This window comes from Pectobacterium fontis (assembly GCF_000803215.1).
GTDB classification, from domain to species: domain Bacteria; phylum Pseudomonadota; class Gammaproteobacteria; order Enterobacterales; family Enterobacteriaceae; genus Pectobacterium; species Pectobacterium fontis.
Genome location: NZ_JSXC01000011.1, coordinates 50641 through 63327 on the forward strand (window position 1 = coordinate 50641; position 12687 = coordinate 63327).

Annotated in this window: 15 protein-coding genes; 3 read left to right on the forward strand and 12 right to left on the reverse strand. The window is 52.4% G+C overall.

What is annotated here, in order from left to right; genetic code table 11:
- Positions 1-98 precede the first annotated feature (98 nt).
- Positions 99-365, reverse strand: a complete 267-nt coding sequence (locus OI69_RS03045; RefSeq protein WP_039346005.1) for a hypothetical protein — start codon at positions 363-365, stop codon at positions 99-101.
- 526 nt (positions 366-891) lie between these two features.
- Here OI69_RS03045 and OI69_RS03050 point away from each other — a divergent pair.
- Positions 892-1431 (forward strand): hypothetical protein, encoded by a 540-nt coding sequence (locus OI69_RS03050; RefSeq protein WP_039346007.1) that lies wholly within the window; start codon positions 892-894, stop codon positions 1429-1431.
- Between the two features lie 96 nt (positions 1432-1527).
- On the opposite strand, the gene OI69_RS03055 is transcribed toward OI69_RS03050, so the two are convergent.
- Positions 1528-2100 (reverse strand): alpha/beta hydrolase, encoded by a 573-nt coding sequence (locus tag OI69_RS03055; protein ID WP_039346009.1) that lies wholly within the window; start codon positions 2098-2100, stop codon positions 1528-1530.
- A 64-nt stretch (positions 2101-2164) separates the two neighbouring features.
- On the reverse strand, positions 2165-3547 hold the full coding sequence (dbpA, locus tag OI69_RS03060; protein ID WP_039346011.1) for an ATP-dependent RNA helicase DbpA: 1383 nt from the start codon (positions 3545-3547) through the stop codon (positions 2165-2167).
- A gap of 424 nt (positions 3548-3971) precedes the next feature.
- On the opposite strand from dbpA, the gene OI69_RS03065 reads away from it, so the two are divergent.
- A complete protein-coding gene (locus tag OI69_RS03065) occupies positions 3972-4997 on the forward strand; it encodes an LLM class flavin-dependent oxidoreductase (RefSeq protein ID WP_039346013.1) in 1026 nt (341 codons plus the stop codon).
- Positions 4998-5385: 388 nt separating this feature from the next.
- Positions 5386-5460 carry a membrane protein YpdK gene (gene ypdK, locus OI69_RS19775; RefSeq protein WP_099606229.1) on the forward strand — a complete coding sequence of 25 codons (75 nt, stop codon included), beginning with the start codon at positions 5386-5388 and terminating at the stop codon, positions 5458-5460.
- Positions 5461-5596: 136 nt separating this feature from the next.
- On the opposite strand, the gene OI69_RS03070 is transcribed toward ypdK, so the two are convergent.
- The 9 genes from OI69_RS03070 to gspF form a co-directional block, all read right to left on the reverse strand.
- Positions 5597-6442: a prepilin peptidase gene (locus tag OI69_RS03070; protein WP_039346015.1), complete on the reverse strand. Its 846-nt coding sequence runs from the start codon at positions 6440-6442 to the stop codon at positions 5597-5599.
- Between the two features lie 99 nt (positions 6443-6541).
- Complete coding sequence (gene gspM, locus OI69_RS03075) at positions 6542-7036, reverse strand: type II secretion system protein GspM (protein ID WP_039346021.1); 495 nt, start codon at positions 7034-7036, stop codon at positions 6542-6544.
- The gene (gspL, locus tag OI69_RS03080) at positions 7033-8310 is read right to left on the reverse strand and encodes a type II secretion system protein GspL (protein ID WP_039346024.1); all 1278 of its coding nucleotides are present in this window, start codon (positions 8308-8310) and stop codon (positions 7033-7035) included. Before gspL ends, gspM begins: the two co-directional genes overlap by 4 nt.
- Complete coding sequence (gspK, locus tag OI69_RS03085) at positions 8307-9293, reverse strand: type II secretion system minor pseudopilin GspK (RefSeq protein ID WP_039346026.1); 987 nt, start codon at positions 9291-9293, stop codon at positions 8307-8309. The genes gspL and gspK overlap by 4 nt, the downstream gene beginning before the upstream one ends.
- The gene (gene gspJ / locus OI69_RS03090; protein ID WP_072034252.1) at positions 9290-9946 is read right to left on the reverse strand and encodes a type II secretion system minor pseudopilin GspJ; all 657 of its coding nucleotides are present in this window, start codon (positions 9944-9946) and stop codon (positions 9290-9292) included. The genes gspK and gspJ overlap by 4 nt, the downstream gene beginning before the upstream one ends.
- Positions 9946-10311 (reverse strand): type II secretion system minor pseudopilin GspI, encoded by a 366-nt coding sequence (gene gspI, locus OI69_RS03095; RefSeq protein ID WP_039346028.1) that lies wholly within the window; start codon positions 10309-10311, stop codon positions 9946-9948. The genes gspJ and gspI overlap by 1 nt, the downstream gene beginning before the upstream one ends.
- On the reverse strand, positions 10308-10874 hold the full coding sequence (gspH, locus tag OI69_RS03100; RefSeq protein ID WP_039346244.1) for a type II secretion system minor pseudopilin GspH: 567 nt from the start codon (positions 10872-10874) through the stop codon (positions 10308-10310). The genes gspI and gspH overlap by 4 nt, the downstream gene beginning before the upstream one ends.
- A 97-nt stretch (positions 10875-10971) precedes the next feature.
- Entirely contained in the window at positions 10972-11427 is a 456-nt protein-coding gene (gene gspG, locus OI69_RS03105) for a type II secretion system major pseudopilin GspG (protein WP_052198291.1), read from the reverse strand.
- Positions 11428-11459: 32 nt separating this feature from the next.
- On the reverse strand, positions 11460-12686 hold the full coding sequence (gene gspF, locus OI69_RS03110) for a type II secretion system inner membrane protein GspF (protein WP_039346031.1): 1227 nt from the start codon (positions 12684-12686) through the stop codon (positions 11460-11462).
- Position 12687 lies beyond the last annotated feature (1 nt).

Genomic DNA, 12687 nt, shown 5'->3' on the forward strand with positions numbered 1-12687 from the left:
ATGCAAATAGCAAGTTTATAATTCGACACCCGCTCGGTACTCATCAGACATGATATTTGCATAGTGTAACGCATAACAGCCATAGCGAACATTTTGGCTTAATCGTGGTGACAGCAGGGACAGAGTTCGACCTCAGAAACCGTCATCGCTGTCGTTCCTGAACAATCCCACTCAACTCGTATCGGCTGTCCATCAGGCTGTGCATGGTGCAAATACTTATTGACCGGGCTTTCTGTCATACCGGTAATCACTTCCGTGGCGATAAGCTCATCACCGACAAAAACACGCGCTGTCGCCTGAGACGCTTCACGCGTTTCACCGGATTGCCGATACAAATAGTTAACCGTCAGTTTAATGTTAGGCATCGCGCTTCTTTACAGGGGGAAAAAACAAGGAAAACAGTGTATCGCGTTACTCCGCATGTGTAGAGCACATACGTGATAAGCCGTCGCTCCAAATCATGTTAATACCATGATAATATTATTCTTTTCAAAAATTGAGAGATTTAGTCACATAACTTCGCACAATTGGTAATCAAAAAGTTAAATCTTATACCTTTTGGGTATTAATGAAGCAAAAAAAATAGCCGATACCTTTTCTGATAGGGTGTTTTTTAATGCATTGCATTTTGTATAATTCGCGTTTGGCATAAATACTGTTTTACATTAACCGTGTTCTGAATGAACCATTTTGTTAATGTCATGAGGTTGAATTGCAGGAAATTACACTCAGCAAATTGATGTCTCTTTTAGGAAAGATAATTAACTTGCTAGTGTTGGTGGCCTTAATTCAATGATTGCGGCATTAATGCATGTGGTTTTTAACACACTGAAGTAACTCACTGGTAAAAACCATTACCAGCATTAAATAGATATAAGAAGGAGTTATATTGTGGTGATTCCAGACATTCAACTCGTGAGTACGACGACCCCTGCGACTATGCCACCTATTGGTGCGGCTGCCAACCCGACTGTCGTTGCAGCCATCAGCCCAGGGAATAAAACTGAAACATCGACAAACTCCGATTCTCAAGATATGCCGGGTTCGAACGAGAGCACCAAAGTTACACTGTCATCGCAAAAGAAACGAACCGCCACAGAGAACGATATCCCAGAACCTGAGCAAATCAAGGCGCAGCAGAAAGCCGCTGCCGAGTACTCTCTGGCAACGACGGGCATTCCACTGTACAACGGTAAGCTAATTTCCGTGATTAAATACCCGGATGGCAATTCTGAAATGTTTGATGCCTTTACAGGACAGCGTATCACGCAAGAAGACCTGGCACTCATGGCGGCGCTTCATAGCTCTGGTGGCGAACAGGTATTACATTTCGAGAGCAAAACATCCTATAGCAATTTATCTGCCGCAGAGGTTTATCAGCAGATTCAGGAAATGTTACATGGCTCGGGCAGTGAGGAGGAGCCGTCTTAATGGGATAAGAGATGCCAAGACATATAAATTGATTGCCCTGGCATTAAAACGTTATCTTAATAATGTCCCATCGCTTCTTGATAGAAAATTGGCCTATTAACGACTAGCAATGAGTGTTTCTGAAAGCTCTGCTAATCTTGTCAGGCCATATTCCCACGGGCCAAATCCTGCTTCTGCATTAATATGTCCTGCCTCGCCTACATCAATCAGTTCGCTATTCCATGCCTGCGCCCAGTATTGGGCGCGAGTGAAGCTCATTAATGGATCGTTATGACTGGCAAATGTCAGCGTCGGAACCGGCAACGGCGTAGCCTGAATACGATCGTCGATCTCAAAGCGCATGGGTTCAGCAGGCGCCACCAGCATCACACCAGCGATCCCTTCAAGACCTTGCTGCACCACATGACAAGAAGCCAATGCCCCAAAGCTATGGCCGATCAGAACCACAGGCTGTGTACAGACGCTGAGCTCACGACGGATCGCCAACACCCAGCGATCCAGATCGGCCTGATACCATTCCCGCTGGCGTATACGACGCCAGTGCGGAAAACGCCGTTCCCAATGGCTTTGCCAGTGTTCGTCATCGCTATCTCGCAATCCCGGAACCAGCACCATTGTTAGCTTCTGGCTCACTTCCGTCAGCCGCAGATCGATTTCTGTTGTCTGCATCCGCCCTTAACACTCCTGTCTGTTACCTAGCGCCCCTTACCCTGTCTGGTATATCAGCCGCCGGTTACTTTAACAATCTTGCTTTACAGCTTTTTCCTTTAATTTTGCCTTTCTGAAGCTGCTGCAACGCACGTTTCGCGCTGGCTTTACGGATAGCAACATAAGCATGCATTGGAAACATATCGATTTTCCCGACGTCTGCCGCTGTTAATCCTGCATCGCCGGTTAACGCGCCGAGGATGTCTCCAGGGCGGATTTTCGCTTTTCTGCCGCCATCAATACACAGCGTCATCATCTCAGGTTCGAGCGCCACCTCACCCGTGCGGCCAAGGGTATCCGCCGATGTCCATTTAATGCGCATACCGAGATAATCTTCAATCAGATTAGCACGGTTCATTTCCTGTGGCGTACACAGGCTCACAGCCAGACCTTGCATACCTGCACGACCGGTTCTGCCAATACGGTGAACGTGAACTTCAGGATCAAAAGCCAGTTCGAAATTCACGACCAGCTCGAGTTCTTTGATATCGAGGCCGCGCGCTGCAACATCGGTTGCCACTAGCACGCGACAGCTACGATTAGCAAAACGTACCAGCACCTGATCGCGATCGCGCTGTTCCAGATCGCCATGCAGCGCCAATACGCTAATCCCACGCGTGTCCAGCGCGTCAAACACACTCTGACAATCACGCTTCGTGTTACAAAACACCACACAGGACGCCGGCTGATAATGCCCCAGAATGGCGATCAACAGTGGCAGGCGTTGCTCTTTTGTCGTCTCGTAGAAACGCTGTTCAATAGCGGGCTCGTCCCCATCATCTGCAATCTCGAAACGTTGCGGCTGACGCTGGACACGCGCGCTAATCTGTTCGATCTCTTCAGGATACGTGGCGGAAAATAGCAGGGTTTGGCGGTCGGATGGCGTATAGGAAATCACATCGTCAATCGCATCGGTGAAGCCCATGTCCAGCATGCGATCCGCTTCATCCAGCACCAGCACTTTCAGGCTATCCAAAGACAGTGACTGCTTGCGCAAATGATCCTGAATACGACCAGGCGTTCCGACGACGATATGCGGTGCGTGAACCAGCGAATCAAGCTGCTGTCCCATCGGCTGACCGCCGCACAGCGTAAGAATCTTAATATTTTGCGCAAAACGCGCCAAACGGCGTAACTCTTTGCTGACCTGATCGGCCAGTTCACGCGTTGGACACAACACCAACGCCTGCGTGGTAAAGTTCCCCACCACAATACGATCTAACAGCCCAATGCCGAATGCCGCCGTTTTACCGCTCCCCGTTTTCGCCTTGGCTCGCACGTCTGCGCCGCTCAGAACGGCTGGCAGCGTCGCCGCCTGGACTGGCGTCATGTCGGTATAGCCTAGTTCATTAAGATTGGATAACTGCTCTGCTGGCAGTGCGAGGGAAGAAAAAGAGGTTGTACTCACAGTGATTACTCTACTAAGAACGAGATAACGAAAGGTGACGCCGAGCCAAAGAGCGACGCAGATATGCCGCAATCATAGCAGAATTCATCATCGTTGACCGATTTACCTCCCATTCCGCCACTAAAACAGAGAGACCAATCCTTTACTCACCAGAAAACCCGGCCCTTCAGGGGCTAAAAGATAGTTTGTCAGCAGCCGGTTTCACGTCGGACAGCCTGCATGATGGCCATGCATATACTCGGCATCAATATGATAGCGAGAAAGAAGCGGATAATGGGTCAGATAAACTGAATTATTACGTTAAAAAAATGGTATTTATTCTCACTATTAATCACGTAGAGTGATTCCATTACTGAATTTGTAGCAGATTACTGTACAGGGCGAACGTGCTAACTGTTTGCCTGAATATAAGGATCAATACCCTATGAAGAAGATCGGCTTTTTATCATTCGGCCACTGGTCGCCGTCACAGCAGTCTGGTACACGTTCAGCGGCGGATGCCTTGCTGCAATCCATCGATCTTGCTGTCGCCGCGGAGGAACTGGGCGCTGACGGTGCCTATTTCAGGGTACACCATTTTGCGCGTCAGTTAGGTTCGCCTTTCCCACTGTTGGCCGCAATTGGAGCGAAAACCAAAAGTATTGAGATTGGCACTGGCGTCATCGACATGCGCTACGAAAATCCGTTGTACATGGCAGAAAACGCCGGTGCCGCCGATTTGATCTCTGGGGGACGTCTGCAACTCGGCATCAGCCGCGGTTCTCCTGAACAGGTAATTGACGGCTGGCGTTACTTTGGCTATCAGCCTACAGAAGGGGAATCGGAAGCCGATATGGCACGTCACCATACCGAGGTGCTGCTGGATGTGCTACGTGGCGAAGGGTTTGCAAAACCGAATCCGCAACCCATGTTCCCGAATCCACCGGGGCTTTTGCGTCTGGAACCCTACTCCGATGGCTTACGTGAACGAATCTGGTGGGGAGCGGGATCGAATGCCACGGCAGTATGGGCCGCGAAACTGGGCATGAATCTGCAAAGCTCAACGTTAAAGGATGATGAAACCGGTGAGCCTTTTCATATCCAACAAGCACAGCAAATCCGCGCGTACCGCGCAGCATGGGCTGAAGCTGGGCATACACGCACGCCACGCGTTTCTGTCAGTCGGAGTATTTTTGCATTAATGGAGCATCGCGATCGCGCCTATTTCGGCGGCGGCGGTAACGATAGCGACAAGGTAGGTTTCCTTGATGAGAAAACGCGCGCAATTTTCGGGCGTAGCTATGCCGCCGAGCCGGAAGCGCTCATCCAGCAGTTAAAACAGGATGACGCGATTGCCGAAGCGGATACGCTATTGCTAACGGTGCCGAATCAATTGGGTGTTGATTACAACGTGCATGTTATCGAGGCGATTCTGAAACATGTCGCACCAGCGATGGGGTGGAGAGCATAGCTCCGCGGCCTCAATAATGGGCTTGCTGCTGGGCACGCAACAAGCATCGTCACGCTACGATTAATAGGCGTTAACCGGACGATAACATCGTCAAAAATCGGGGGAATGAGCGGCAGTTCTCATCGGCATTCTCCCGTTTTTTCCAGTCTCTGAGACGCCTCAACGCTTTTTAATGCTATTTTGAAAATATAGTTTCTGGACCTCTTGAATTCCCCCCCTCACTCGGCGTAGATTGAGCGCCGATCCCGTCATAACTAGTGTGATTCTGGTGATGACAACGGGAAAAATTACCCTTCGGCGATAGAGCCGGCTGCGTGATTATTTCCTTCCATAATAAAACGCACAATCGGGATCGTTGCTGGCGTGGTTTCTGCTGGAGAATAAATCGGTGAAGTATTTTTTTATGGGTATCTCATTCTGTTTAGTCGTTTGGGTGAGTACCTTTATGCTGATGGTAGAATAACCGGTCATTTGCCCGATAACGCTTTATTCGCTGAAGGGCACAGAGATAAAAAAGGCTGATGGTGCATAACCCTCAGCCTATTTTTATGCTCGTCACTCACCTTTTGAACGATGACACCGGGCCTCTTTTCCCTACTCTACAGAGCGAACCCATTCATCATCGCGCTAAACGCGCCGCCAATTGCCAGCCAGGGGCCAAAAGCCAGCGGTTTAGCGGTATCCTCTTTACGCACCCCACGCCAAATAAGAGTCACGATCAGGCCGCTCAGCGCCGCCACCAAAACCAGATTCGGTAATGCTTGCCAGCCCAGCCAGGCCCCCAGTGCGCCCAATAACTTAAAGTCACCGTATCCCAGCGCCTCTTTGCCCGTGGCGTATTTGAATGCCCAGTAAAGTAACCACAGGGACAAATAGCCAACCATCGCACCGACCACGGCATCATGTAATGGAACAAACGTCTCCGACAGATTAAACAGTAGCCCTATCCACAAGAGCGACAGCGTGAGCACATCCGGTAGCAGCAGCGTTTTTATATCAATAACGGTCAGCACGATCAGAAAGGACAGCAGAATCAACGCGCCGCACAACGCCATACCGGGCAGCCATAGCAACCCCGCCATCAAAAAAGCCAGCATGGTGATGACTTCCACCAACGGATACTGCACAGACACTGGCTGATGGCAGCAGCGAGAGCGCCCACACAGCCACAACCAACTGAATAGCGGAATGTTATCCTTAACGGCAATAGCCTGCTGACAGTGCGGGCAAGATGACGGTGGCCACCACAGGTTGTAGCGCGTAGCCTGCCCGCCATCGGTCATGCCCGTTGGCCGATCAATATCCTGTCTCCAGCGCCGTTCCAACATAATCGGCAGACGGTAAATCACTACGTTCAGAAAACTGCCAACAATCAATCCCAATACGCCCAGCGCACCATACCACCATGCCGGAAACACCTGCGCGAATTCACGTAAATCGTCCACGTTAGTCCCTGATTATTGATAAAGAAGCGGTATATACCCGTCATGCTTCAAGGTGCAGAGTGGAACAGTCCCCGTACGACACTCGCGCCAGTGCCGGACTTAAGCGTCATCCGCCCGTTCCAACATCAGTCGGGTGACATCCACCATTCCCGGGCTGTGCTCTACGGCATTCACATCCAGCGACAGCACTTTCACGCCGTTTTGCCGTTCCAGCTCGCTAAGCCAGCGCAGCAGGCTGGTGAAATCACTCTGAGCCAGCGTCACCGACGCCTGATTGCCCTGCGGCTGCAAACGTACGATGCTCAGCCCGTAGCGCTTGGTGCTTTGCGAAATCAACATCGGCAGGCTGACATCCCGCTGGCTATCCTCCCCCTGCGCCTGATTTCCCTGTGGAATTGACGATGCCTGTTTCTGCATCCAACTGACCGTCTGTTGCTCACGGGAGATCGTACGTTCCCACTGTTCTTCCCGCTGTTGCCAGGGCTGAAAAATCATGTAATACGCCAGACAGAACAGGAGAACTGCCGCACACACGACCATCAGTTGACGCTCACGCTGACTCATCACTTGCCAGCGTTGCCGTAATTCGTTCATTGCTGGCTCCTTAAGGTTAACCGGCCTTCAACCCGATCGTTCTCCTGTCGCATCTCTCCGGCCTGAACCTGATAATAGGCCGCTGCCTGCTGCTGAAACTGCTCAAGTTCCTGATACGACGAGCCCTGCAACGCCAGTCGCAATTCACCGGCTGAACCGTCGTAGGACAGCGATTGAATGTTGATTGCGCTATTTTGCGTCATGAGTTGCTGCAAAGGATCCAATTGATCCAGTAGCCCTTTCCCTGCGCCTCCGGCCGCCGTACGTTGCAGATGCTGCTGCATCTGAACTCGCGGATTAACAACATTCGTCTCGGAAGGGAAAATTTGTCGATAGACGCGAACGCTTTCCTGCCGCCAATGCTCAGCCTGTTGATAGAGTTGATAATGCGCCCACCCCGCATCCGCCATAAGCAGCAGAAGGTAACAGGCAAAAGCGATCCCGACGCCGCGCCACGGCAGCAGGGTGTTTTGCCAGGCTTTCTCTGGCGCATAGTCGCCTTGCCGCAGATCGACCGAGGCGGGCAACGGCGTCGTTGCCGCCAGCGTGAAGAGATCCGTTTCAGGCTGCGCCCTCCACTCGCCCTCCTCTTGCCATTCATACTGCGACAGCTCACCGCTGACCGATGCAGCGCTGTAGCCGTATATGGCAGGCAGCGGCATAGATGCCTTCAGTAAATCACCACACCAAGAGGATTCCGCCGCCATGGCATGGCCCGTCGGCTGGCGAAACAGCCACATATCATTATGCTGCAACGCACTCCAACCATCCTGATGTTTCGGCAATACGCGGGCATCGGGCAATAAGGTATCGACACTCAGCCCCAATGCATCACACTGCGCCACCCAGCGCTGCATGCGTTTTTTTTCTACCACGGCGACCGTACCATCATCACCATGCATGTCCAGCACGGCAAAATGCAGCTTTTCAATTTCCGTAGCCAGTTGATCTTCCAACATAAATGGCACAACTTGCGTCAACTGACGCCGAGCTTGTCGAGGCAGCGTCAAGGCATAAAACGTGACATCCGTTGCCGGAACCAGCACGCGAGTAAACGTCACGGACGGATAGGCCGACAACGCCTCACGAACCCGCTCGATGCTACCTAGCCCTTGGCTCAGCAAACTTTCCCCATTCGATGAACGCACCTGCCATTCGATCTCACCCTGCTCTTCTACCGGAAGACGCACAATGAGACACGGATGTCGCACAACCGCCCCTCGATTTGCCGGGATTTTTGCGGCTTTTTGCTTCCATTTTCCCGCTATCTTCATGGATTCACCGTCCTATATCCTCCATATTGCCGCTGTACGACCTGTACCTTTTGTCCACTCAGATGAAGCAAGCTGCGTTGATGAAAATCACTGTCGCCAACACGCACCTGAAGGTTTACAAAGAACCATTCACTTTTCACTGCCAGCACGCGTTGCGCGGTATTTTTACTATTCGGAGGCAATAACCCGGTTTGTTGCAAAACCTCAAGGCTCGCCCATCCCGTACGAGGCCGCTGCTGCACCAGCGCCTGCGCCTGCGACATCGTCATTTCATTCAGGAATAAGGCGGATAACAGCGGCGCATCAAATTCAGTCAGTGTGTTGATGTTAATCGACATCGCATCCACCGGCAGCGCACAAACATAGGGTAATAATCGACGATAAAGATCGCTGTCTATGCCATAAACTGCACGTAATTCGCTGATTTCACTCATTCCCTGATTGCCCGTACGATAAGGTACTGGCAGCGTGGCGTAGAGTTCATCTTCTGCACCGTACGCCGACGGATAATTATCCGTATCAATCCAGTCACGCACCGCCGCAGTGATTTTTTCTGCACGATCCGCATCCTCACCCAGATTTTTCAATAGCAAACGGAAAACCTGCGCCGGATAAGGCGTCTTCACCAGCGTGCTTTCATCGTCCACACCCTGATTGATCGCGTTCAGATTAAAGCAGGTACGCGCATCGCTAATCTGACCAATGATCTCCCCACCGTCCACCGGGAAACGACGCCCGGACTGCGACCAGTTCTGTCCGGCAAACGTACGCCCCGGCATATTCCGCGCGTCGCGCAGTAATATCTGCCCGCTTAGCGTTTCCGCCCCCAAGGCATACCATTTTGCCTGCTGACGACTTAAATGATTTTCGGTGCGCAAAAACGCTTTACCTGTGCGTTCCGTCATCACCGCGGCAATCGTCACCATTAATGCCAGAATCAGGAGCACCACCAGCAGCGCCGCGCCACGCTGACGAGACCTCATTTAACTGGCACCGTGGTAATCAAAAACATACGCGACATTTCCCCGTAATCCCTTAAGGTCAGCACCACTTCGATCCCTTGTGGTAATTGCGTACTGTTATCCCAGCGATCGCGCCAGGTTTTATTGCTGAAAAAACGCAGACGAAAGCCATCGACCTGCGTGAGCAGCGGTTTTACCCCTGGCTCGATCCCCTCAATCGGGTCAGGGGTCACATGCGTTAACCGTTCCAGTGTGTGTTCCCGCAACCGATAGGCCACAGGCTGAAGTTCAGAGCGTGGCAGTATGCCAAAGGGGTTCTGCCAGCCAGAACGCATAAAACTGACGCCCCAGTCATCGCTTTTGAGCTGATCGCGACCCGCGTAAAATATCGAGGTACTTCCTCTACTGCCACGAGCGATCATCTGGGAGAAATCACTGTCCATTTGTGAAAATGCGCGCTGGATTTCAGCCAAACGCTCGGCCTTACGCTGCGAAATTTCATCGTTACGCATCACGCCATTCAGAACCTGAAATGCACTGACGCTCAGCGCAGCAAAGATAGCAATCGCCATAATCATCTCCAGCAGCGTAAACCCCTGCTGGCGTTTCTGCCGTGCTATCTCTTGCACTTGCACCTTTCTTGTTTGGCTATCTGCCCTTGTTTTACTAAACATTATTGCTGCACCACATAGGTACGCAGCGAAGCATCGGCGGCAAAGGCATCTTTATTGCGACGCACTTCCACATCCAGCGCTTTGGTCTGAGGGTCGCCAGTCTCTACGCCTTGCCAGCGCCAATGCCAACGCATGCCCGCGAACTGCGTTTCACCTCTCACCCACGCGGCTTCCGGCCAGCGCTGTTCCAGACGCAGTTGCACCTGCTGGTTTTCCGCCACCCAGCCTGCAAACGTCTTCTCCTCCAGTCGGCTCAGGCTGCTCGCCTGTCTGGCTGTCGTTTGCAACACGGCAATCCCCGCCAGCGCAAAAATGCTCAACGCTACCAGCACTTCTACCAGCGTCATCCCTTTCTGTCGTCTCATCGTTTCTGACCCTGACTCATCGACGTCACAAACCGTCCAGCACTATCTACCTGAAGCCAATGCGAGAGCGCTTTGTTTTCTGATTTAACGAGCAGACGGAAAGGCGTGATTTCACCGCCGGGTAAAATCAAGATATCGGGGTCGTCGCCACTCTGCGTTTTCTCCACCTTTTTCCCATCAGCCTGTACTAGCTCAAGCCGTAATGCCTCAGGCAACGCTGCCGATGCTTTTACCCGATGTGGTTGCCACGGCTGCCACGCATAGCCCTGCCAGCGATCGCCGCTCGGGATGGACGCCCCTTCCGATGCCGCAGGACGCTGGAGTTGATAAAACTGCCAGCGATCGGGATAGATGCGAACACCCAGCATGTATTCGTTAACCTGACTGTTTTCCGCGGCAAATTCCAACTGAGCCTGAAAACGAGCCAACTGCCACGCGCTGTCATTCTGACGTTCGGGTGGAAACGCCATGACCACCATGCCAGCCGCGATGCCCGCCAGTAACACGACCAGCATCATTTCCAACAGAGTGAACCCCTGCTGTATCCTCGTTGCCCGCTTCATTGCGCTTTGCCGTCCTTTTCCCGCCGCCATCGATAGCCACGACCCACAATCCATCTGCAACAGTCACCCATAAAGACCGGCATATCGCCCCATATCTTTATTTTTTATCCACATTCCAGTTGCCGATATCATCTTCCGTTCCCGGCATACCATCTGGCCCCAAGGAGAAGATATCCAGCTTGCCGTGCTGACCGGGGTTCAGTAGTTGATACTCCGTGCCCCACGGGTCCTGCGGCAAGCGGCGAATATAGCCATCGGCTGGATAGTTACGCGGCTCCGGCTGTACCGTCGGCTTCGTCACCAGTGCTTTCAGCCCCTGCTCTGTGGACGGATAACGGTTATTATCCAACTTGTACATGTCGAGTGCGCTTTCGAAAGACACAATATCGCTGACGGCTTTTTGCCGATCCGCTTTTTCCTTATTTCCCATCAGATTGGGCACGACCAGACTCGCCAGTACGCCAAGAATGACGATCACCACCATAATTTCCAACAGGGTAAAACCACGCTGGTCATCGCTATGCTGACCATAACTACGCTGAGACTGTTGCATCCTTACTTTTCCTCGTTCAATTGTTGGTTCTCTTACGAACTCATTAACGTATTCAGTTGCAGAATCGGTTGTAAAATCGCCAGTACGATAAACAACACGACCGCCGCCATACTCACCACCAGCAGAGGCTCGAATAACCCCAACGCCAGCGTCATCTGCGAACTGAATTCCCGATCCTGATTATCCGCCGCTCGTTCCAGCATGCTGTCCAACTCGCCGCTGCGTTCACCGCTGGCGATCATATGGCGCATCATGGGGGGAAAGAGCGCCGTCTGTTCCAGCGCTTTGTGCAGGCTGACGCCCTCACGTACCGCATCCGTCGCCAGCGCGAGCCGATGCCGGGCATAATCATTACTCATCACATCGCCGCTAATACGCATCGCCTGCAACAGCGGCACCGCACTGGCGTTGAGAATACTGAGCGTTCGCGCGTAGCGTGCCGTATTCAGGCCGCGAGCGATGCGCCCAAGCAGCGGTAGATACAGTAGGCGTTGATGAAAACGAATACGCCGCTTCTCCTGTCGCAGCATCACACGAAAGGCCATAAACGCTGCCAGCAGCGCCAGCAGCACCCACGGCCCAAACGCGCGCACCGCATCGCTTATCCCCATCAACACACGGGTAGAAAGTGGCAGCGCCTGCTTCATGTGAATAAACTGCTCGACAACTTTCGGCACCACGACAGACAGCAAAATACTGACCACGGCAATCGCCACGACGGTTAGCACGCACGGATAGATCATGGCCTGCTGTATGCGGCTACGCATCTGTTGGCGTTGCTCGGTGTAGTCTGCTAGCCGGTTCAGTACTTCATCAAGGTGACCGGAGGTTTCACCTGCGGCGACCATCGCGCAATATAATCGCTCAAAGCTGCCGGGAAAGCATTTCATGGCATCGGCCAACGAGTGACCTTCCATAACCTTACTGCGCACTGCCGCCATCAGTTGGCTTAAATGCGGCTTTTCACTCTGTTTCGCGACCGCATCCAGCGCTTCTTCAAGTGGCAACGACGCTGCCACCAGCGTAGCCAACTGGCGAGTTAACAGCGCTAAATCTGAGGTACTAATCCGAATTTTACGGCGAAGGGAAAACCCCGTAGAGCCAGACTTCTGCGGGTCACCGCGGCCTTCATCAACCGACAGCGGCACCAGCCCGCGCTCGCGCAATAACTGGCGCGCCTGTCTGGCAGAGTCGGCCTCCTGAGTGCCACGGCATTTTTTCCCCTGCGCATCCAGCGCCTGATAATGGTACTGTGCCATA